The sequence below is a fragment of the Streptomyces griseoaurantiacus genome, assembly GCF_036189845.1.
Lineage (GTDB): Bacteria > Actinomycetota > Actinomycetes > Streptomycetales > Streptomycetaceae > Streptomyces > Streptomyces griseoaurantiacus.
This window is the reverse complement of record NZ_CP108326.1, coordinates 4,544,139-4,565,149: the sequence shown is the minus strand read 5'-3', so window position 1 is coordinate 4,565,149 and position 21,011 is coordinate 4,544,139. Positions and strand designations below refer to the sequence as shown.

The window sequence follows — 21,011 nt, the reverse complement described above, 5'->3', positions numbered from 1 at the left end:
GTGAACAACGCGCCACCGGAAACCGAACCGGCCCGCGGAATTCCCCGGCGTACACGCGGTGCACCGTTCCGACACGAGGAGTTCACCGGCCGTCCCCCCACCGGCAAGTTCCGCTGACGGGGCGGCTCCTAGCGTCGTGCGGGTGCCCAAGCTCTCCGTGATCGTGCCGTTCTACAACGTGCAGCAATACGCGCCGGACATGCTCCGAAGTCTGCGGTCCAATGCCCGCGAGGATTTCGAGTTCGTGCTGGTGGACGACCATTCCAAGGACGGAACTCCGGCCCTTCTCGAACGCGCCGCCGAGCAGCTCTCGGACGTCGCCCGGGTGCGGTACGTCCGCCACGAGGAGAACGGGGGGCTCGCCACCGCGCGCAACACCGGTCTGGACGCGGCGGGCGGCGAGTACCTGACCTTCCTGGACGGCGACGACTGGCTCGCCCCCGGCCATCTCGCCGCGCTGCTCGCCGCCGTGGAGGACCTCGGCTGCGACTTCGTGCGCACCGACCACGTGCAGGCCACCGCCCGCGCCCGCACCGTGCACCGGGTGCCCGTCGGCCGGCGCGGCGAGGTGCTCGACCCGCGCGGGTCGATCCTGCCCGCCGAGCGCAGCACCTCCGTGGACTACGCCTACGCCTGGGCCGGGATCTACCACCGTCGGCTGCTGGAGCGGGGCCTGCTGCACTTCACGGACGGGCTGCGCACCGCCGAGGACCGGCCGTGGATCTGGCGGCTGCACCGGGAGGCGCGGTCCTTCGCCGTGGTGGGACTGCTCGGCGTCTTCTACCGGCGCGGGGTCGCCTCCTCCCTCACCCAGATCGGTGACGTCCGCCAGCTCGACTTCATCCGCGCCTTCGACCAGGTGATCGAGGAGACGGCGCGGGACGAGGACGCCGCCCGGCTGCTGCCCAAGGCCGTCCGCACCTACTGCGCGATCATCGCCCACCACCTCGCCGACGAGGCCAAGTTCGAACCGGCCGTGGCCAAGCGGCTGCGGGCGATGAGCGCGGCCGCGATCCGGCGCCTGCCGCAGGACACGCTCGACGAGATACTCGACACCATGGATCCGCACCGCGCGGCGAGGCTGCGGCGGCTGCGGCGCCGGATCACCCCAGCGAAGGCGGCCGCGTGATGCCCCGTAACGACCTCCCCCGGCGCGCCACCACCCAGATCTTCTGCGCCTCCACCCTCTACGGCGCCGCCACCCTGGCCGCCGCCCTGGAGTCCGGGCTGTTCGCCGAGGCGGACCGCCGGCTGCTCCTCGTCTGCAACAACGCGAGTACGCCGGAGACCACCCCGTCCCTCGACGAACTGCCGGGCTTCGCGCCGCTGCGCGCCCACTTCGACGCCGTCCTCTCCTGGAACGAGGCCGTCCGCCCCTTCCACCCGGGCGCCTGGGCGCCGCGCCCCGACGACGTCCCCCTGCTGGAGCGGTATCTGCGGCTGCTGTGGGGGCTCGGCGAGGACCGGGTGGAGCTGGTCCTGGAGTCCCTCCAGGTCCCGCCCGCCCTCTCGATCGCCACCCTGTTCACCGACGCGCCGATCGACGTCTACGCCGACGGCCTGATGAGCTACGGCCCCACCCGCAACAAGCTGGACCCGCTGGTCGGCACCCGGGTGCGCCGGCTGCTCCACCTCGACCTGGTGCCCGGGCTCACGCCCCTGCTGCTGACCGAGTTCGACGTGCCCGCCCACCTGGTGCCTACGCCCGCCTTCCTGAAGGTCATGGGCGAGCTCGCCGCCGCCGCACCGCCGCCGGAGATCCCCGAGGGGGCGGCGCTGCTGCTCGGCCAGTACCTCTCCGCGCTCGGCATCCTCTCCCCCGAGGAGGAGGAGCGGCTGCACGTGTCGATGGCGCGCGGGGCGGTCGGGCGCGGCCACCGCGCCCTGGTCTTCAAGCCGCACCCGTCCGCGCCGGCCCGGTACGGGCGCGCCCTGGAGGAGGAGGCGGAGCGGCTGGGCGTGAAACTGACCGTGCTCGACACCCCGGTGCTCGCCGAGGTGCTGTTCGAACGGGCGCGACCCGCTCTGGTCGCCGGCTGCTTCTCCACCGCCCTGTTCACCGCCTCCGCGCTCTACGGCCTGCCCGTGGCCCGCACCGGCACGGAACTGCTCCTCGACCGCCTGACGCCCTACCAGAACAGCAACCGGGTGCCGGCCGTCCTCGCCGACGCGCTGCTCCCCGACCTGGAGGAGCGGCCCGGCGAGGACCCGGTACCGGCGGACCTGCTGGGCGAACTGGTCACCGCGGTCGGCTTCATGATGCAGCCGCAGCTGTACCCCTCGCTGCGGCCGGCCGCGACCCGGTACCTGTCCGCCCACCCCGGCCCGCGTACCCGCCGCTACGTCCGCAGGAGGCGCCTCACCTCGCTGGGCCTGCCCGGCGGCATCCCCGAGCGCCTGGCCTTCCTGCCGAACAACGCGACGGCCCGCCGGGTGGTCCGGCGGGCGCGCGCGATGCGCAGGGCGGTACGGCGCTGAGCCCCACCGCCGACGGGGGACAAACCGGGGACACGGCCACCCGCCGAACCCGCGGGCCGGCCCCCGTCCGTCTCCCGGACGCCCCGTCCGGGGCGCTGCCCCGGCAGGCCCCGCCGGGCGGCGGGTCGCCGCTCCCCGCGCCCGGGGGTGTTCCGGGAAGCCGGGGTGACCTGGAGATGAACATGCCGGAACCGGGTGGACAAGGCTTCTCCCGGCGGGCCGGACGGCCGGTGGGCAGGGGTTAACGTGCGAGTCTCCGCCCCGGTGCGCACTCCCGGCCGAGAAACCCGTCCCACGCCGTCGAAAGGGCCGCCGTGACCACCCTGCCCGTCCGTCCGGTGACCGACGTGCCCGCGCGACCGCAGCCGGCGGCACCACGGCGGGAGCACCGGCTGCGGTCCCTGGACGGCCTGCGACTGGTCGCCGCGCTGATGGTGGCCGTCTACCACTACGCCGGACGCGGCGGTGAGGTGGCGCGGGCCTGGGGCACCTCTCCCGCGGAGCAGTTCCCGACGCTGCACTCGTACGCCGCCTACGGCTGCCTCGGCGTCCAGGTGTTCTTCGTGATCAGCGGGTTCGTGATCTGCATGAGCGGCTGGGGGCGGTCCCTGACGTCGTTCTTCGCCTCCCGCGCCTCCCGGCTGCTGCCGGCGTACTGGGCGGCGGTCGTCCTCGTGACGGCGGTGTTCGCGCTGCCGGTGGTGGCCTACGAGGCGGTGTCGCCGAGCGACGCGCTGCTGAACCTGACGATGCTGCAGATGCCGCTGGGCGTCGACCGGGTGCTGGGCGTGTGCTGGACGCTGTGGGCCGAGGTCCGCTTCTACGCACTGTTCGCGCTGTGCGTGGTCCTGCCCGGGGTGAACCGGCGGCGGGTGATCCTCTTCTGCGCGGGCTGGACGCTCGCGGCGGCCCTCACGCGGTCCGTGCACGAGCCGCTGCTCGACCTGGTCCTGATGCCCGAGTACGCGCCGTTCTTCATCGGCGGCGTCGGCCTCCACCTCCTCCACCGCGACCGGCGGGACGGCTACGGCTGGGGCATCGTGGCCGTGAGCTTCCTGATCGGGCAGCACTACGCGGTGCGCGACCTGTGGAACGCCGCGGACCCGCACGCCTTCGCCCACCGCACCTCGGGCGGCATCGTCCTGGTCGTCGCGTTCGCGTTCGTCGCGGTCGGGGCGATCGCGCTGGGCCTGCTGAACGGGGTGAACTGGCGCTGGCTGACCACGGCCGGGGCACTGACCTACCCCTTCTACCTGGTCCACGAGCATCTGGGCTGGCCGGCGATCCAGCTCCTGCACCGCACCTGGGGCCTCCCGTCGTACGCGACGCTCCCGCTGACGGTGGCGGCGATGCTGACCCTGGCCCGGCTGGTGCACGGCTGGGTGGAGAAGCCCCTGACCCCGAGGCTGCGCGGGGTGCTGAACAAGGCGCGTTGAGCGTCGGGACGGGCCCCGCCGGGCACCGCGCCGTGACGTCGCCTCAGGCGATGCCGTACCGCGCCGCGATCCCGGCCGTCAGCAGGGCCAGGCCCTCCTCGAAGTGGCGGTCGAAGTCCTCGAAGATCTCGCGGCCGGCCGCGGCCGACAGCGGGTACTCGGCCATCAGACGGGCCCGTTCCTCGACGTCGTAACCCTCGCGGCGCTCGTCGGCCATGGGCTGGACGCCCTGTTCCTCGGTGACGTAGCCGATGGTGTAGAGGTACGAGGTCTGTGTCGCCCGGACCGCCTGGGTGAGGGTGAAGCCGGCCTCCGTGAACACCCGCAGGGTGTCCTCCATCCGCTCGGCGTGGGCGGCGCCGGTGAAGCGCGAGCCGCTGAAGACGCGGGCGCCGTCGCGGTAGGCGAGCAGGGCGGTACGCAGCCCCCGGTTGGAGTTGAGGAGCCGCTCCCGCCAGGTCTCCTGGGGGTCCAGCGGGATGCCCGCGATCATGCGGCGGTACATCTCGGTCGCCATCTCGTCGAGCAGGGCCTGCTTGTCCTTGAAGTGCCAGTACAGGGCGGGCGCCTTGACGTCCAGTTCGCGGGCGATGGCGCGCAGGGTCAGCCCTTCGAGACCCACCTCGTTCAGCAGCCGCAGGGCGGTGTCGGCGACCCGTGCGCGGTCCAGCGGCGCGCGGCGCTCCCCGCGTGCGGTGCCTGCCGTCGACGTGCTGCCGCCTGTCCGTTCAGTGCTCACGTCCGGAAACCTTACAGCCCCGCCTTGACAATTTAACGCCGTTAAGGCCATGCTCGGACGGAAGCGCGACTTAACGATGTTAAGGAGAAAGTCATGACTTCTGCCACCGGCACGACGGAGCCCGGGGCGACGGACGCGACGACGGACGTCCTCGTCGTGGGCGCGGGACCCACCGGCCTCGCCCTCGGCGTGGACCTGGCCAGACGGGGGGTGGACGCGCTGGTCGTGGAGCGGGCGGACGCCCTGTTCCCCGGCTCACGCGGCAAGGGCGTCCAGCCGCGCACGATGGAGGTCTTCGACGACCTCGGCATGGCGGACGCGTTCACCGCGGCCGGCGGCCGGTACCCGCTCGTCATGCTCTGGCGGGACGGGCAGCGGCTCGGCGAGCACCAGATGTTCGAACCGGTCGAGCCGAGCGAGGACGCCCCGTACAACCGTCCGTGGATGGTCCCGCAATGGCGGACGCAGGAGATCCTGCACGCCCGGCTGCGGGAACTCGGTGGCCGGGTCGCCTTCGGCCGGGAGTTCACCGGCCTCACGCAGGACGCCGACGGGGTCACGGCGCGCTTCGCCGACGGCGGCACCGTGCGCGCCCGGTACGCCGTCGCCGCGGACGGCGGCCGCTCGGCGGTGCGGCGGGCGCTCGGCATCGGCATGACCGGCGAACAGCTCGACCCCTACCCGAGCATGGTCGCCGACGTGCGGCTCACCGGCATCGACCGGGACCATTGGCACATCTTCCAGGCGGCGGCGGAGGACGCCCCGGAGATGCTCGCTCTCTGCCCGCTGGCCGGCACCGAGGACTTCCAGGTCATGGCGCGCTTCGCGGAGGGCGTCACCCCTGACCTCTCCCTGGAGGGCGTCCGCAAGGTCGTCGCCGCCCGCACCCCTCTCGCCCCCGAGGACGTCACCGCGCTGCTCTGGGCCTCGAGCTTCCGCCCCCGCACAGGACTCGCGGAACGCTTCCGGGAGGGCCGGGTCTTCCTCGCCGGGGACGCCGCCCACGTGCACTCCCCGGCCGGCGGCCAGGGCCTGAACACCAGCGTGCAGGACGCCTACAACCTGGGCTGGAAGCTGGGCGCCGTCCTGCGCCTCGGGGCACCGGAGTCCCTGCTCGACACCTACGAGGAGGAGCGCCTGCCCACCGCGGCGGGGATGCTCGGCCTGAGCACGCGCGTGCACCGCGGCGAGGCCGGCAGGGGCCGCGACACCACACAGCTCGACCTGAGCTACCCGGAGTCGTCACTGTCGGTGGAGACCCGGGGAGATCTCCCGGAGGACGCCCTGCGCGCGGGCGACCGCGCTCCGGACGCCCGCGTCGACGGCGTACGGCTGTTCGACGTGTTCCGCGGGCCCCACTGGACCCTGCTGGCGGTGGGCCGGCCGGCCGAGGCGCCCGAAGCGGTCCGCATCCCCCCGCGCGGGGCCTACGCGCCCGGCCTGTACCTGGTCCGCCCCGACGGGTACGTCGGCTGGGCGGGCACCGACGAGACCGGACTCGCCCGGTACCTGTCCGCGGTCGGTGCCTCGCTCGGTCCCGCTCGTTGAAGGGGCGCCCGCGCGGCGGGCGGGGAGCCGTCCGCCGCGGGGCGCGCCGGACGGTCCGGACCGTGTTCCGGACGGCCCGGACCGTGTGTCAGAACGCGTCGCTGGGGACGTAGGTGCCCCACACCTCGCGCAACGCGTTGCAGACCTCGCCGACCGTGGCAAGGGCGCGCAGCGCCTCCTTCATGGGGTACAGGACGTTGTCCTCGCCCTCGGCCGCCTTCTTGAGCGCGGCCAGGGCGGCGTCCACCGCCGCCTGGTCGCGCCCGGCGCGCAGCGCGGTGAGGCGTTCGGCCTGGCGGGTTTCGATGGCGGGGTCGACGCGGAGGGGTTCGTAGGGTTCCTCCTCGTCGAGCCGGTAGCGGTTGACGCCGACGACGACGCGTTCCCCGGCGTCGGTCTCCTGGGCGATGCGGTAGGCGCTGCGTTCGATCTCGCTCTTCTGGAAGCCGTGTTCGATGGCCTCCACCGCGCCGCCCAGGTCCTCGACCTTGCCCATCAGCTCGCGTGCGGCCGCCTCGAGGTCGTCGGTCATCCGCTCCACCACGTAGGAACCGGCGAAGGGGTCGACCGTCGCGGTCACGTCCGTCTCGTGGGCCAGGACCTGCTGGGTGCGCAGCGCCAGACGGGCGCTCTTGTCGGTGGGCAGGGCGATCGCCTCGTCGAAGCTGTTGGTGTGCAGCGACTGCGTACCGCCCAGCACCGCGCCCAGGCCCTGCACCGCCACCCGCACCAGGTTCACCTCCGGCTGCTGCGCCGTCAGCTGCACCCCGGCCGTCTGGGTGTGGAAACGCAGCATCCACGACTTGGGGTCGCGCGCCCCGAACTCCTCACGCATCACCTGCGCCCAGATCCTGCGGGCGGCCCGGAACTTGGCCACCTCCTCCAGGATCGTCGTCCGCGCCACGAAGAAGAACGACAACCGGGGCGCGAAATCGTCCACGTCCATCCCCGCCGCCACCGCCGTGCGCACGTACTGGATGCCGTCGGCCAGCGTGAACGCGATCTCCTGCGCCGGCGAGGCCCCCGCCTCCGCCATGTGATAGCCCGAGATCGAGATCGTGTTCCAGCGCGGGATCTCCGCCCGGCAGTACTGGAAGATGTCCGCGATCAGCCGCAGCGACGGCTTGGGCGGGAAGATGTAGGTGCCCCGCGCGATGTACTCCTTCAGCACATCGTTCTGGATCGTCCCCGTCAGCTTGTCCGCCGCCACCCCCTGCTCCTCCGCCACCAGCTGGTACAGCAGGAGCAGCAGCGCCGCGGGCGCGTTGATCGTCATCGAGGTGGACACCTTGTCCAGCGGGATCCCGCCGAACAGCACCCGCATGTCCTCCAGCGAGTCGATCGCCACCCCCACCTTGCCGACCTCACCGTGCGCCAGCGGCGCGTCGGAGTCGTGCCCCATCTGCGTGGGCAGATCGAACGCCACCGACAGACCCATCGTGCCGTTCGCGATCAACTGCTTGTAACGGGCGTTGGACTCCGCCGCCGTCCCGAACCCGGCATACTGCCGCATCGTCCACGGCCGCCCCGTGTACATCGACGGATACACACCCCGCGTGTACGGATACGCCCCCGGCTCCCCCAGCCGCTCCGCCGGATCCCAGCCCGCCAGATCCCCCGGCCCGTAGACCGGCTCGATCGGCAGACCGCTCTCCGTGGACCGAGCACTGCCCGACTCCCGCGCCATGGTGTGTGCCTCCGCGTTGCTTGGTGATCCCGCCGGTCCCCGCCGTCTGCGCGACTGCCTGGTTACCCGCCGGTACGAACGACCCTCGCGACGGACTGTAGCGGCGGGCGTGCGCGTGGAGGAGTGCGCCGAGTTGGGACCTTGCTCACAACTGTGCCCCTTCCCGCACGGGAGAGCACGCGTGAGCGCCCGCACGGCGGGCAGAACACGGGGTGCGCGGGTGGCATCGACGGCGAGCGGTGAGACGGCTGGGGGCGGCGTGCGTAAGAGGGGTATGCGAACGAGGGCGGCGCGGGCTCTGCCCCTGCGGAGGCGGCACGGCCCGCGGGCGGGACGCGGACGGCACGGGGGCGGCGGCGCGGTGCTCGCCGCGGGCGGGGCGCTGGTGATGGTCGTGGCCGTGGCCGGCTGCACGGTGCAGCCCGGTGACGACGGGCGGGGAGGCGGCACGTCCCCCGTGCACATCGACGTCCCCGCCGACCGCGGCACGGGCGCACCGGCCACGCACGGCTCCGGCACCCCGGCCACCCGTACCCCCGGCACCCCTGCCGCCCCTCCCGCACCGCGCCGGGCCCCGCGTGCCACGCCGGCGCCCCGTACCGTCGCGCCGGCCCGGGTGCTGTGGTCCGAGGGGGACCACGGCAGGGACGTGCGGGAACTGCAGGCACGCCTGAAACAGGTCGCCTGGCTGTTCGACGGGCCGACGGGCAGTTACGACGACCTCACGGCGAAGGCGGTCGGCGGCTTCCAGGGCAAGCGCGGGCTGCCGCGGACCGGCCGCGCGGACACCGTCACCTGGCAGCGACTGCTGGCGATGACGCACGAGCCGACGAAATGGGAGCTGTACGCCTTCGGCGGGCAGCCGGCGGCTCCCCCGGACCCGCGCTGCACCACCGGCCGGGTGCTGTGCATCAGCAAGACCAGCCGAACCCTGCGCTGGATGATCGACGGCCGCACGGTGTCGGTGATGCCCGTACGGTTCGGCACCGAACTGACCCCGACCCGGGAGGGCGTCTTCCACGTCTACTGGAAGTCCCGGCACCACGTCTCCACGCTGTACGACTCGCCGATGCCCTACGCGATGTTCTTCAGCGGCGGCCAGGCCGTGCACTACTCCGCCGACTTCGCGGCGCGCGGCTACGCCGGGGGGTCGCACGGGTGCGTCAACGTGCGGGACGAGCAGAAGATCGCGGCCCTGTTCGCGCAGGTCCGGGACGGGGACAAGGTCGTCGTTCATTGGTGAGGCGCGGGGCGGCGGTGTGTCCGAGGGGCGGCGGCGCGGGTGCGCGGGAGGGCGGGCTCGCTCCGGCGTGAGCCGGTGTGCGCCCCGGGTGTGACACTTTCCGGCCGCCCGGCGCAGTACCTAATGGCCGACTGGTCATCGGCCGGCGCAACACGAGCCGGGGTTCCCCCCGTACCCGTGGCTCGGCGCCATCGGCGCGGGCGGGACACGTTCCCCCGGTCCCGCCCGCGCCCCCTACGGCCGCTTCGGGCCGTGGGCGTGCCCGCCGCCGCCCGGGTGACCGGGGCCCTTGTCGCCGCCCGCGTCGTTTCCCTTGCCGTTGCCGTGCCCCTTGCCGGGACCTCCGCCGCCGGCTCCTCCGTTGCCGTTCCCGCCTCCGTTGCCGTTGCCCTGGTTGCCGTTGCCGTTGCCCTGGCCCTGGTTCCCGCCCGCGCCGCCGCCGTTCGCGTTGCCGTTCCCCTTGCCCTGGCCGTCCTGCCCCTGCGCCTTGCCGTGGCCCTTGTCCTTGCCGCCGTTCCCGTTCGTGGCGGCGGGGCCGTTCGCGCCGGGGGACGCCAGCGCGGTACGGCAGTACGACTTCACCCGGCCGGGGTCGTGACCGCCCGCCGCGTCCTCCAGCGTCCGCTGCCGCGCGGCGTCGAGGGATTTGCCCTCGCGAACATCACGGCAGGAGTCGAGCACCCCGTTCCACCACGCCCCCGACCCGCGCAGCGCGGCCTCGCCCTTGCCCGCGCCGGACCGCGCGCCGCCCCCGCCCGCGCCCTCGCGCGCGGAGCCTCCCCCGGCCGTCCCGCCCTCGCCCTCGGGCGCGCCCGTGCCGCCGCCGTCCGCCGCTCCGGTGCCGGAGGGACGGGGCGTGACGCGGGCCGTCACCGAACTGCCGGGTTCCGGTTCGTCCTTGCCGAAGGGGGCGGGCAGCACTCCGGAGCCGGCCGCCACCGCGACCCCGCCGAGCGTCACCGCGGCCAGTCCGGCCGCGAGCCCCAGCCGCACGGGCCGCCGCGACGACCGCCGGCGCGGGACGTCCACGGGACGGCCGAGGCGCACGAGACCCGCGTCGGCGCTCTGGAAAGCGGTGACCTGCCCGGATTCCGCTTCGGTGCCCTCGGGCGCCCGCGCCGCCCGGAACGCGGCCAGCGCCGCCGCCTCCCCGGGGAGTTCGCGGTCCTCGCGCGCGGGCGGCGGAGTGAGGGCGCCGAGAGTCTCGGACAGCCGGCCGGCCCGGGCCCGGACGTTCTCGTCGACGGCCGGGAGCGGCTCTCCGCGCAGCAGACGCTCCGCCATGTCGCGGTCCAGCCACCCGTACTGCTCGTCGGCCATCACACATCCTTCTGCGTCCGCGAACGCGAGCGCGTCACACTTGCGGACGTCACCGCGCGTACTCGCGGTTGCCTCTGAGGGGGGAGCGCGTCGAGGGCGCCCGTTGACTCCGCATCCGCTCCCAGCAACTCGGCCAGCCGTTTCAGGCCCCGGTGCGCGGCGGTGCGTACGGCGCCCGGGCGCTTGCCGAGCGTCTCGGCGGCGGTGCGGGCGTCCAGTCCGACGACCACGCGCAGCACCACCGCCTCCGCCTGGTCCTGCGGCAGCCTGGCGATCAGCGACAGGGCGCGGTCGGTGGCGAGCGCCTCCAGGGCCTCGCACGCGGTGTCGGAATCGGCGGCCCGGCCGGTCAGCTCGTTCTCGTCGCCGCCGATCACCGGGCGGCGCCCGCGCATCCGTATGTGGTCCAGCGCGCGGTTGCGGGCGATGCGGGCGGCCCAGCCTCGGAACCGGTCGGCGTCCCCGCTGAACCGCCCCAGGTCACGGGCGATCTGCAGCCATGCCTCGGAGGCGACGTCCTCGGCGTCCGCGTCGCCGACGAGCGTCCGGACGTACCCCAGCAACCGGGGGTGCACCGCGCGGTACACCTTCCGGAACGCGGCCTCGTCACCACCCTGGGCCGCGAGCACCGCGGCGGTCAGCTCCGCGTCGTCCCCCACCGCTACTCCCTTTGCGCACGCACTGGCGCCGCTCCCACCGTCCGTTCGTCGGTCCTCGTCCGTACGGTGGGCTTCGCAGTCCGGCGCGAATGGCACGTTACGGCCTCAATCCGGGTCCCGTCCACGTTGGTACGGGCCGCAACCGACTCGTGACGGGCGGGGGTGTGACACAAAACGCACCCCCGGCGCTGTACGGAGTGCGGGCCGCCGCGCGACCCGTGCCACGCGACGACCGGGGCCTCTCCTGTGGGGGGTGGCGGCCCCGGTCGTCGCCGCATCCGCGTCGACTCCCGTACGACGCGGCCACATCCACAAGGAGTACGTCCTCTCGGCGGTCGGCCGGTTCGACGAGGTCCGGGTGGACTCCGCGCGCGGGGGACCGGAGGTCCGGCCCCGGTGGTCGAAGGCTCCCGGGCGCGGGGCGACCACGGCACGGCACCGCAGGGGCTCGGTTCCCGACCGCGGTTCGCGCATGACGCTCATCGCGCAACCGCGGAGGATCAACCCGCTCCCGGTCCCGGTCGACCACGTCGTCCGGCTTGACGGGCAGGTTCGACGTCATGCGCGCTCCTCGGCTTCGACGCGATGTGTCGAGGTCCACTTCGACACATCGCGTCGCACCCGTTGTGCACGCGAACGCACCGGGGACGTGCCCGCCCGGCCCGCCGCCCCGCACGAGCGCCGGACCGGAGCCCGCCGCCCCGGCGCCCCGGTCACTGCCGCCGCTTGTGGCTACCGCCGCCCGCGGGCCCTTCGGGACACCACCGCGCGCAGGACGCGGCGGCCCTCCGTGCAGATCTCCAGGGCCGGGCGCAGACCGGCCGGGCCGTGGTCGGCGAGGAGTTCCAGTACGGCCGTCTGGCGGCGGAGTTCCGCCGCGACGAGTGGGGCGGCGCCCTCCGTGCGGCCCTCGCGGTAGCCGGGCACCGGGTCGGGGCCCCCGCCCGGGGCGGAGGGGTCGAGCAGGGCGTGCACCCGCAGTGCGGCGAGGGAGCAGGCCTCGGCCCACGCCCTCAGTGCCTGTTCGTCCCAGGTCTCGGGCATGCCCTCGAGCATCCCCCGTGCCGCCGCGGCCGCGGGGTCCGCGCCGGACGGGGACGCCTCGTCCTCGCCCGGCAGTTCACCGCGCACCTTGGCCATGCGTACCGCCCATTCCTCCGCCCCGCCCTCGTCCTCGGCCAGGCAGGCCCACAGGGGGCGCAGGACCTCGTCCCCTCCCCCGAGCAGGGGCACGCACCGGTCCAAACAAGCCAACCCGCTCGCGGCCAGCCCCCGCGCCTCGGCCTCGCCGATCAAGTCCACCAGACTCATCGCCCCTCCCCGGAACGCCTTGCGAGGCGCCACTTTCTCACGGGAAACGCGGTTTGCCACTACTAAGCGCGACAGATGATGGACGGCACAGCGGCCTCTCCCGCCCCACGCGTCCCACACGCGGCGGTAAAATTCCAGCCACCCACGGGGAGTTGACGCAGAGTCAACCGAGGTCGGAAGGGGTCAGCCGATCCGGTTCGCGAGGGCCTGGAACTCCTTCCAGGACAGCTCCGGCTTCCCCGGGTCCCACAGCTTCTGCACCATCGCCCGCAGCGGCATCCGGATCCCGGCCGCGACCTGGTTCTGGGTCTGGGCGCCCGAGAGGTCGCACCACACGGCGAACACGCCACCGCGTATGCGGTCCTCGTAGGAGGCCGGCACGGCGGTCGTACCGCGCAGCACCCGCGGCGTCCACTGCTGGTAGATGCGCTCCCCGGTCGGGTAGACGAAGGTCTGCGGCTGGCCGAGCACGTAGTAGAGGAACTCGTCGTTGTAGTTGACGATCTCGCGGCCGGCCGCGAGGTACTCCGTCGGCTGCCGGGCCCCGTACTCCTTCCCCGTCCAGTAGGCGACCCGTACGTCCTTGGACACTCCCGCCTTCTTCACCGAGCGGTAGAAGCCGTCGTTCCAGGCGCGGGGCGTCCGCCCGTGCCGGGCCACCACCGCGGCGCGGTCGTTGAGCCAGCCCGTCGTCAGATCGGCGATGGTCGCCCCGGCCCCGTACCGCTTCACGGCGGCGGAGGCGAGCTGCGGATAGGAGGCGGCCGGGTTCGACGCGGTCAGCGCCTGGTACTCGTCGCCGCCCAGGTGCCAGCCGGAGCCGGGGAAGAGGCCGGCGTACTCGTCCAGCAGGTCGTCGACGATCTTCGCGGCCGCCGGCTTGGAGATGTCGAGCGTGCCCCGGCTCGCCGAGGCTCCTCCGGCATTGCGCAGTTGCAGGTCGGGGTGGGCGTCGATGACCGCGCCGAGGTGTCCCGGGGAGTCGATCTCGGGGACCACCGCGATGTGCCGTTCGGCCGCGAGGGAGACGATCCGCTTCACCTGCGCCTTGGTCAGGTGCTCCTCGGAGACCACCTCGGGGTGCGTGTCCGACTCGATGCGGAAGCCCTGGTCGTCGGAGAAGTGCAGGCCGAGCTCGTTGTACTTCAGGTCGCCCAGCTCGCGTACGCGGTCCTCTATCCAGCCCGCGGTGAAGTGCTTGCGGGCGATGTCGAGCATGAAGCCGCGCACCGGCTTGGCGGGCCGGTCGCGCACGACGCCCTCGGGTGCCGTGCCGCCCCCGTGCACCTCCTGCTTGAGCGTGCGGGTGCCGTAGAAGACGCCGGACTGTCCGGGGCCGGCGATCCGCACCCGGCCCTCCCCCACGGTCAGGGTGTACGACTCGGCGTCCCCCTTGCCGTCCAGCGCGAGTTCCACGTCCCCGGCCCGGGCGCCGGCGCGCCCGCCGTACGTCATCTTCAGCTCCCCGGCGAGCAGCTTCCCCTCGTCGGCGAGGCCGTCGTCGTTCACGACGACACGGGCGCCGGACGCGGGCCGCCAGCCCGGGCCGCGGGCGGCGGTGTGCGCGCGCACGGCGGGGATGGTGCGCGGGGCCTTCGACAGCGGGTAGTTCCGGCTCGGCGAGGGCGAGGCGCCGCCGGACGTGCCCGCCGAGGCGCTCTCGGAGGCGCGCGTCCCCTCGCCCCCGCCGTCACCGGTGGGCCACAGCGTCACGGCCGCCGCCACCGCGCCGCCCGCCACGACGACTCCGGCACCCAGCAGCAACCCCCGGCGCCCCACGGACGTCCTTCGGTTCGGGGCCCTTCTCCTCCGCCCGCTCACCGTACGAGCCTCCTGCCCACGCCGATCGTCACCTCAGCAGTCACCCGCACTCACCGCACATCCCGTTCACCGCACGCGTTCGCGCACTCGTACCCGCACACATCCGCCCCCGTTCACTCCTCCGAACCTACGGCCCGCCGCCGACACCCACGACCTCGTCCGACCTCCTACGTCCATCTCCGGTTCCGAAACTTCCCCGTCCGGGTGAAATCCCGGACTTCCGCGGACAGCCTTCGACCGACCTCGATAACGTGATGTCACTTCTGTCACCTCATCCCCAGCCGATCCACACGCCGCGTGCACACGACACCGCGGCCCCGCCTCGCCGAGGACCCACGCTGCCCGCGCATCGCCCGCACCTCACGCCCGACCCCCACGCCTTCAACACGGCTCCCGCAGACGAGGCCGAGCGTGCCCTGCTGTCCTGCTGCCGCAGCCCGCGCTGGGCCCGCCGGGTCGCCGCCCACCGCCCCTACCCCGATCTGCCCGCGCTGCTCGCGGCGGCCGACGAGGCGGCGTACGACCTGGCTCCGGCCGATCTCGCCGAGGCCCTCGCGGGCGAGTCGCTGACCCTGCTCCCCGACGGCGCCTACTCGGCGGCGCAGACCGCGCTGAGCGCCGCGCACGCCGCGTACGAGAGCCGCTTCGGGCACGTGTTCGTCATCTGTCTGGACGATGTGGCCCCGGACGAGGCGGCCGACCGGGTGCTGGCCGGAATCCGGTCACGATGGAACAACGATCCCGAGGACGAGCGGGTCGCCGCGGCCGAGGAGCTGCGCCGGCTGGCCCGCGGCCGCCTCACCCGGCTCCTCGGCGGCTACGCCGCCGCTACGGACGGGATCGCCCCGCAATCCCCTGGTTCGGAACGTCCCAGTAGGCCGTACGTGCCTCATTGATTGCCAGTTTGATCACATCGGCAGGGGCCGAGTGAGCGTTCCGACAACACGTCGCTACGATGGCCGGGGCCGGTGGACCGTACCCGGCCGGGCCCGTCCGACACAACGAAGCCGGCCGGCCCCAGTCCCCGCTTTGGAGAGGGTTCTTCCGTGCCGGCTGGAACGCTGTACCGCGGCCGGGAAGGAATGTGGTCCTGGGTGGCTCATCGAGTCACCGGCGTCCTCATCTTCTTCTTCCTGTTCGTTCACGTGCTGGACACCGCACTCGTCCGTGTCTCGCCCGAGGCCTACGACAAGGTCGTATCGACGTACAAGACGCCCGTGGTCGCGGTGCTCGAGTACGGCCTCGTGGCGGCCATCCTCTTCCACGCGCTGAACGGCCTGCGGGTCATCGCCGTCGACTTCTGGTCGAAGGGCCCGCGCTACCAGAAGCAGATGCTGTGGACCGTCGTGGGCGTGTGGCTCGTGCTGATGCTCGGCGCGATCTACCCCGTCCTCGGTCACGCCGCTCGAGTCGTGTTCGGGAGCTGACGCGCAATGTCCACTGAGACCACCGCAACCGGAATCGGCCCCGTCGAGGGCTCCGGTGCCCACGAGGGGTCCTACGGCGTCGACAACCCGGCGCCCTTCATCGAGCCCCCGCGCAAGCGCACCAAGAAGACGCCGCGCTCGACGCGCGGCAACTTCGAGATGTACGGCTGGCTGTTCATGCGCCTGTCCGGCATCGTCCTGGTCGTCCTGGTCCTCGGCCACCTGCTGATCCAGCTCGTGCTGGACGGCGGCGTGTCCAAGGTCGGCTTCGCCTTCGTGGCGGGCCGCTGGGCCTCGCCGTGGTGGCAGGTCTGGGACCTGGCCATGCTGTGGCTGGCGATGCTGCACGGCGCCAACGGCCTGCGCACCATCATCAACGACTACGCGGAGAGCGTGAAGAGCCGTCTGTGGCTCAAGGGTCTGCTCTACACCGCGACGGTGTGGACGATCGTCCTGGGCACGCTGGTGATCTTCACCTTCGACCCGAACATCCGCTAGGCACGGGGCTGCGAGAATCATGAAGATCCACAAGTACGACACTGTCATCGTCGGCGCCGGCGGCGCGGGCATGCGCGCGGCCATCGAGTCGACGAAGCGCAGCCGCACGGCCGTGCTGACCAAGCTCTACCCCACCCGCTCCCACACGGGCGCCGCGCAGGGCGGCATGGCCGCCGCGCTCGCCAACGTGGAGGAGGACAACTGGGAGTGGCACACCTTCGACACGGTCAAGGGCGGTGACTACCTGGTCGACCAGGACGCCGCCGAGATCCTGGCGAAGGAGGCCATCGACTCCGTCCTCGACCTGGAGAAGATGGGCCTGCCGTTCAACCGCACGCCGGACGGCACCATCGACCAGCGCCGCTTCGGCGGTCACTCCCGCAACCACGGCGAGGCCCCGGTCCGCCGGTCCTGCTACGCCGCGGACCGCACCGGCCACATGATCCTCCAGACGCTGTACCAGAACTGCGTCAAGGAGGGCGTGGAGTTCTTCAACGAGTTCTACGTCCTGGACCAGCTCATCGCCGAGGTCGACGGCATCAAGAAGTCGGCCGGCGTGGTCGCCTACGAGCTGGCCACCGGCGAGATCCATGTCTTCCGCGCGAAGTCCGTGATCTACGCCTCCGGCGGCACCGGCAAGTTCTTCAAGGTGACCTCGAACGCGCACACCCTGACCGGTGACGGCCAGGCCGCCGTGTACCGGCGCGGGCTGCCGCTGGAGGACATGGAGTTCTTCCAGTTCCACCCGACCGGCATCTGGCGCATGGGCATCCTGCTCACGGAGGGCGCCCGCGGTGAGGGCGGCATCCTGCGCAACAAGGACGGCGAGCGCTTCATGGAGAAGTACGCGCCGGTCATGAAGGACCTCGCCTCCCGCGACGTCGTCTCGCGCTCCATCTACACGGAGATCCGCGAGGGCCGCGGCTGCGGTCCCGAGGGCGACCACGTCTACCTCGACCTGACCCACCTGCCGCCGGAGCAGCTCGACGCCAAGCTGCCCGACATCACCGAGTTCGCGCGGACCTACCTCGGCATCGAGCCCTACACGGACCCGATCCCGATCCAGCCCACCGCGCACTACGCGATGGGCGGCATCCCGACGAACGTCGAGGGTGAGGTCCTGCTGGACAACACGACGGTCGTCCCGGGCCTGTACGCGGCCGGCGAGGTCGCCTGCGTGTCCGTGCACGGCGCCAACCGGCTGGGCACCAACTCGCTGCTCGACATCAACGTCTTCGGCCGCCGCGCGGGCATCGCCGCCGCGGAGTACGCGCAGAAGGCCGACTTCGTCGAGCTGCCGGAGGACCCGGAGAGCCTGGTCGTCGCGCAGATCGAGCGGCTGCGCTCCTCCACCGGCACCGAGCGGGTGGCCGAGCTGCGGCGCGAGCTGCAGGAGTGCATGGACGCCAACGTCATGGTGTTCCGCACCGAGCAGACGATCAAGACGGCGGTCGAGAAGATCGGCGAGCTCCGCGCCCGCTACAAGAACGTGGCGATCCAGGACAAGGGCAAGCGGTTCAACACGGACCTGCTGGAGGCCGTCGAGCTGGGCAACCTGCTCGACCTGGCCGAGGTCATGGCCGTCTCCGCACTCGCCCGCAAGGAGTCCCGCGGCGGTCACTACCGCGAGGACTACCCGAACCGCGACGACGTCAACTTCATGCGCCACACCATGGCGTACCGCGAGGTGGGCGACGACGGCAGCGAGTCCATTCGTCTCGACTACAAGCCGGTCGTCCAGACCCGCTACCAGCCGATGGAGCGTAAGTACTGATGGCAACCCCGACCCTGGACAAGGCGGACGCGGCCGGCACGCCCGAGCCCGGCTTCGCCGACTCCCCCTACATCACGGTCACCCTGCGCGTGCGCCGCTTCAACCCCGAGGTGGCGGCCGAGGCGACCTGGCAGGACTTCCAGCTCGAGATGGACCCCAAGGAGCGCGTCCTGGACGCCCTCCACAAGATCAAGTGGGACGTGGACGGCTCCCTGACGTTCCGCCGCTCCTGCGCGCACGGCATCTGCGGCTCGGACGCCATGCGGATCAACGGCAAGAACCGGCTGGCCTGCAAGACGCTGATCAAGGACATCAACCCCGAGAAGCCGATCACGGTCGAGCCCATCAAGGGCCTGACGGTCCTGAAGGACCTGGTCGTCGACATGGAGCCGTTCTTCCAGGCGTACCGGGACGTGATGCCCTTCCTGATCACGAAGGACACCAACGAGCCCACGCGGGAGCGCCTGCAGTCGGCGGAGGACCGGGAGCGGTTCGACGACACGACCAAGTGCATCCTGTGCGCGGCGTGCACGTCCTCGTGCCCGGTGTTCTGGAACGACGGCCAGTACTTCGGGCCGGCCGCGATCGTGAACGCGCACCGCTTCATCTTCGACTCGCGTGACGAGGCCGGGGAGCAGCGGCTGGAGATCCTGAACGACAAGGACGGTGTCTGGCGCTGCCGGACGACGTTCAACTGCACGGACGCCTGCCCCCGTGGCATCGAGGTCACGAAGGCCATCCAGGAGGTCAAGCGGGCGCTGATCACGCGCCGCCTCTGATCCCGTGCCTGCCGGGGCCGTCGGCCCCGTACACGCGCCGAGGGCCCGCTTCCCCCTGGGGAAGTCGGGCCCTCGGCGTACGCGGCGAGGCGCGGCCCCGGACGCGTCCGGGCCCTCCCGGGGCTGGAGCGGCAGCCCCGGGGGCACTCGCCAGGGGTCAGCCGCGGAGCACGCGGCCCTGGCTGTCGGTGCGGTCGTTGCTGGTGAGGAAGATGATGCCGTCGATCAGGGCCCAGAAGCCCAGGCCGCCGCAGGTCAGGAGCTGGGCGACGCCGACGCCCACGGAGCCGACGTAGAAGCGGCCGATGCCGAGCGTGCCCAGGAAGAGCTGGAGGATGCCGGCGACGATCTTCGACTTGTCGGAGTAGGGGCGGCCCTGCGGGTCGAAGCCGTAGGGGGCGTCAGGGGTGGGGACGGTCATGGTGCAGCTCCTGAATGACTGAAATGTGCCCGGAGCACTCCGCTCCGGGCGCTTCAGGAGGGACCCGTGGCAGCGTTCGCCACAGGCCGTACAGCACAGCTCATCCCCCCTGTGAGCAGGGAGCCTAGAGAGTCCCGGTCAGCTCAGGGAGCATCAACGGCCTTTTGTGCTCATCCCGTGATCAAATTATGACCAAGTCACGGTCAAGTATGAAATACGACAGGTTTCGCAACAGGCCCGCGCTCAGCGGAGGTTGCGTGCCACGGTCCAGGCCACCGCGAGCAGCAGGATCAACGCCTGCGTGCGCGGCCGCAGTCGGGGGCGCCAGCGCCTGCCCCGCAGCCCCTCCAGCGCCCAGCGGCCGAGCAGCGCGAGGGCGAAGGGGGCGGCGAGCAGCAGCATCCTGTTGTCCAGCCAGGCCTGCCCGAAGTGGCCGTGCATCAGGTCGTACACCATGCGGGTGCCGCCGCAGGCGGGGCAGAGCAGCCCGGTGACGAACCGGAAGGGGCAGCCCGGCAGCAGGTGCCCCGGCTCGTGCGGGTCGGTCACGTAGAGGTAGCCGGCGCCCGCGAGTCCCGCGACGCACACCGCGAGCGGCGCCGCCTCGGGACGGCGCAGCGCGGGGGGCAGCCACCGGAGGACCGGCCGGGGTGCGGCCGGCATCCTCCCGGTGCGCGGGCCCGCGTCAGCCACGCAGGATCCGCCCGTTGCTGTCCGTGGTGTTGTTGCTGGTCAGCAGCACGATTCCGTCGATCAGCGACCAGATGCCCAGGCCGCCGCAGGTGAGGAGCTGGGCGATGCCCAGACCCACGTGCCCGAGGTAGAACCGGCCGATGCCCAGGTAGCCGAGGAAGATGCTGAGGACACCCGCGACGATCTTCGACTTGTCGGAGTACGGCCGCCCGTAGGGGTCGTAGCCGTAGGGGGCGTTGGGGTCGGCGCCGTACGCGCCGGGGGGCGGCACCGCGCCGCCGGGCGGCGGGTAGCCGCCGGCCTGCTGGTAGCCGCCGGCCTGCGGGTAGCCGTACTGCGGCTGCTGGTAGGGGCCGGCGCCCGGCGCCGCCCCGTAGGGGTTCTGCTCACCCGAGTTGGGGTAGCCGTAGCCCGGCGGCTGGTTCGGGGGCTGCGGCGGCTGGTTCGGCGGCTGGGTCACGGCGACCACTCCTGGTGAAGTCTGATGCGCATAAGTATGAGTGCAGGTCATCTTGCAGGAGAACCCCTCCCGGGAGGAAGTCGGGACCTCGCCTCCTCCGCGCGGGTGACCCCGCCGCCGCTGTTGCCGGGCCCCCGGGGAACCGGCCACCTAATCTGATGGCATGTCAGACGACGAGTCGTACGAGCTGCTCGGCTTCGACAACGTGCTGCTGTCCGTCGGCGACCTCGACGAGGCCGTGGCCTTCTACGAGGCGGCCGGCTTCCCGCTGCGCTTCCGGCTCGACGAGGCCGGGATCGCCCTGCTGGGCGTGGGCGGCGAGACGCCCGGTCTGCTCCTGCGGCACGAGGAGGGCCTCGGCCACCGGCCGCCGCCGTGGGCCGCGCCCCGGGTGTGGCTGGAGGTGCGCGACGCGCGCGTGACGGCGCGCACGCTGGCCGCCGCCGGAGTACCCCCGCTGGACGAGCCGTTCGCCGTCGCCACGGGCTGGACCGTCGAGCTCGCCGACCCCTGGGGCAACGTCCTGGGCTTCACCGACTACACCAAGCGCCCCGAACTGGGGCGGGCGGTGCGGCGCGGGACTGTCGTGCGCTGACGACACGTCGCCCCTGCCTTCGCGGCGGCCCGTTGGGCGGTCCGCTCAGCCGGACCCGAGCTTGAACGTGTTCAAAAACAGGTCTACAGTCACCCGTGACAACGTTTTGAACGTGTTCGAGA

At 72.5% G+C, this 21,011-nt stretch carries 20 protein-coding genes; 11 read left to right on the top strand and 9 right to left on the bottom strand.

The annotated features are described in order from the left end of the window. Nucleotides 1-142: 142 nt before the first annotated feature. The 3 genes from OHB09_RS20380 (at nt 143) to OHB09_RS20370 (ending at nt 3,914) form a co-directional block, all read left to right on the top strand. A complete protein-coding gene (locus tag OHB09_RS20380) occupies nt 143-1,129 on the top strand; it encodes a glycosyltransferase family 2 protein (RefSeq protein ID WP_040894154.1) in 987 nt (328 codons plus the stop codon). Next, nucleotides 1,129-2,478 (top strand): alpha-2,8-polysialyltransferase family protein, encoded by a 1,350-nt coding sequence (locus tag OHB09_RS20375; RefSeq protein ID WP_319351583.1) that lies wholly within the window; start codon nt 1,129-1,131, stop codon nt 2,476-2,478. The genes OHB09_RS20380 and OHB09_RS20375 overlap by 1 nt, the downstream gene beginning before the upstream one ends. 314 nt (nt 2,479-2,792) lie before the next feature. Then, nucleotides 2,793-3,914, top strand: a complete 1,122-nt coding sequence (locus OHB09_RS20370) for an acyltransferase family protein (RefSeq protein WP_191890568.1) — start codon at nt 2,793-2,795, stop codon at nt 3,912-3,914. 43 nt (nt 3,915-3,957) lie between these two features. On the opposite strand, the gene OHB09_RS20365 is transcribed toward OHB09_RS20370, so the two are convergent. Then, a complete protein-coding gene (locus tag OHB09_RS20365; RefSeq protein WP_006138406.1) occupies nt 3,958-4,653 on the bottom strand; it encodes a TetR/AcrR family transcriptional regulator C-terminal domain-containing protein in 696 nt (231 codons plus the stop codon). A 93-nt stretch (nt 4,654-4,746) separates the two neighbouring features. Between OHB09_RS20365 and OHB09_RS20360 the strand changes: the two genes are divergently transcribed. Further along, nucleotides 4,747-6,201 carry an FAD-dependent oxidoreductase gene (locus tag OHB09_RS20360; RefSeq protein WP_328918579.1) on the top strand — a complete coding sequence of 485 codons (1,455 nt, stop codon included), beginning with the start codon at nt 4,747-4,749 and terminating at the stop codon, nt 6,199-6,201. A gap of 88 nt (nt 6,202-6,289) precedes the next feature. Here OHB09_RS20360 and OHB09_RS20355 read toward each other — a convergent pair whose 3' ends face one another. Beyond that, nucleotides 6,290-7,888: an acyl-CoA mutase large subunit family protein gene (locus OHB09_RS20355; protein ID WP_328922349.1), complete on the bottom strand. Its 1,599-nt coding sequence runs from the start codon at nt 7,886-7,888 to the stop codon at nt 6,290-6,292. A gap of 388 nt (nt 7,889-8,276) precedes the next feature. Between OHB09_RS20355 and OHB09_RS20350 the strand changes: the two genes are divergently transcribed. After that, the gene (locus tag OHB09_RS20350; RefSeq protein ID WP_040895618.1) at nt 8,277-9,131 is read left to right on the top strand and encodes a L,D-transpeptidase family protein; all 855 of its coding nucleotides are present in this window, start codon (nt 8,277-8,279) and stop codon (nt 9,129-9,131) included. 234 nt (nt 9,132-9,365) lie between these two features. Here the strand turns inward: OHB09_RS20350 and OHB09_RS20345 are convergent, their stop codons facing one another. The 4 genes from OHB09_RS20345 to OHB09_RS20330 all read right to left on the bottom strand — a co-directional run bounded on the left by OHB09_RS20345 (nt 9,366) and on the right by OHB09_RS20330 (nt 14,200). Continuing rightward, a complete protein-coding gene (locus tag OHB09_RS20345; RefSeq protein ID WP_328922348.1) occupies nt 9,366-10,451 on the bottom strand; it encodes a hypothetical protein in 1,086 nt (361 codons plus the stop codon). Beyond that, a complete protein-coding gene (locus OHB09_RS20340) occupies nt 10,451-11,110 on the bottom strand; it encodes an RNA polymerase sigma factor (RefSeq protein WP_006140734.1) in 660 nt (219 codons plus the stop codon). Before OHB09_RS20340 ends, OHB09_RS20345 begins: the two co-directional genes overlap by 1 nt. Before the next feature lie 732 nt (nt 11,111-11,842). Beyond that, nucleotides 11,843-12,421 (bottom strand): hypothetical protein, encoded by a 579-nt coding sequence (locus tag OHB09_RS20335; RefSeq protein ID WP_191854483.1) that lies wholly within the window; start codon nt 12,419-12,421, stop codon nt 11,843-11,845. A gap of 183 nt (nt 12,422-12,604) precedes the next feature. Next, the gene (locus OHB09_RS20330; RefSeq protein WP_309486461.1) at nt 12,605-14,200 is read right to left on the bottom strand and encodes a beta-N-acetylhexosaminidase; all 1,596 of its coding nucleotides are present in this window, start codon (nt 14,198-14,200) and stop codon (nt 12,605-12,607) included. A 296-nt stretch (nt 14,201-14,496) separates the two neighbouring features. Between OHB09_RS20330 and OHB09_RS20325 the strand changes: the two genes are divergently transcribed. The 5 genes from OHB09_RS20325 (at nt 14,497) to OHB09_RS20305 (ending at nt 18,720) form a co-directional block, all read left to right on the top strand. Continuing rightward, a complete protein-coding gene (locus OHB09_RS20325) occupies nt 14,497-15,138 on the top strand; it encodes a 2-oxo-4-hydroxy-4-carboxy-5-ureidoimidazoline decarboxylase (protein ID WP_213088702.1) in 642 nt (213 codons plus the stop codon). Nucleotides 15,139-15,288: 150 nt separating this feature from the next. Continuing rightward, nucleotides 15,289-15,669, top strand: a complete 381-nt coding sequence (sdhC, locus tag OHB09_RS20320) for a succinate dehydrogenase, cytochrome b556 subunit (RefSeq protein WP_040895570.1) — start codon at nt 15,289-15,291, stop codon at nt 15,667-15,669. Between the two features lie 6 nt (nt 15,670-15,675). Next, the gene (locus tag OHB09_RS20315) at nt 15,676-16,167 is read left to right on the top strand and encodes a succinate dehydrogenase hydrophobic membrane anchor subunit (RefSeq protein WP_006140739.1); all 492 of its coding nucleotides are present in this window, start codon (nt 15,676-15,678) and stop codon (nt 16,165-16,167) included. Nucleotides 16,168-16,186: 19 nt separating this feature from the next. Further along, a complete protein-coding gene (gene sdhA / locus OHB09_RS20310) occupies nt 16,187-17,941 on the top strand; it encodes a succinate dehydrogenase flavoprotein subunit (protein WP_328922347.1) in 1,755 nt (584 codons plus the stop codon). Further along, complete coding sequence (locus OHB09_RS20305) at nt 17,941-18,720, top strand: succinate dehydrogenase iron-sulfur subunit (RefSeq protein ID WP_006140741.1); 780 nt, start codon at nt 17,941-17,943, stop codon at nt 18,718-18,720. The genes sdhA and OHB09_RS20305 overlap by 1 nt, the downstream gene beginning before the upstream one ends. 157 nt (nt 18,721-18,877) lie before the next feature. On the opposite strand, the gene OHB09_RS20300 is transcribed toward OHB09_RS20305, so the two are convergent. The 3 genes from OHB09_RS20300 to OHB09_RS20290 all read right to left on the bottom strand — a co-directional run bounded on the left by OHB09_RS20300 (nt 18,878) and on the right by OHB09_RS20290 (nt 20,294). Further along, nucleotides 18,878-19,141 (bottom strand): TM2 domain-containing protein, encoded by a 264-nt coding sequence (locus tag OHB09_RS20300; protein WP_006140742.1) that lies wholly within the window; start codon nt 19,139-19,141, stop codon nt 18,878-18,880. Nucleotides 19,142-19,384: 243 nt separating this feature from the next. Beyond that, nucleotides 19,385-19,804 carry a DUF2752 domain-containing protein gene (locus tag OHB09_RS20295; RefSeq protein WP_191891172.1) on the bottom strand — a complete coding sequence of 140 codons (420 nt, stop codon included), beginning with the start codon at nt 19,802-19,804 and terminating at the stop codon, nt 19,385-19,387. A gap of 22 nt (nt 19,805-19,826) precedes the next feature. Then, entirely contained in the window at nt 19,827-20,294 is a 468-nt protein-coding gene (locus OHB09_RS20290; protein WP_006140744.1) for a TM2 domain-containing protein, read from the bottom strand. A gap of 163 nt (nt 20,295-20,457) precedes the next feature. Here OHB09_RS20290 and OHB09_RS20285 point away from each other — a divergent pair, with 163 nt between their 5' ends. Next, complete coding sequence (locus tag OHB09_RS20285) at nt 20,458-20,889, top strand: VOC family protein (protein WP_328728650.1); 432 nt, start codon at nt 20,458-20,460, stop codon at nt 20,887-20,889. The last annotated feature ends 122 nt before the right edge of the window (nt 20,890-21,011 follow it).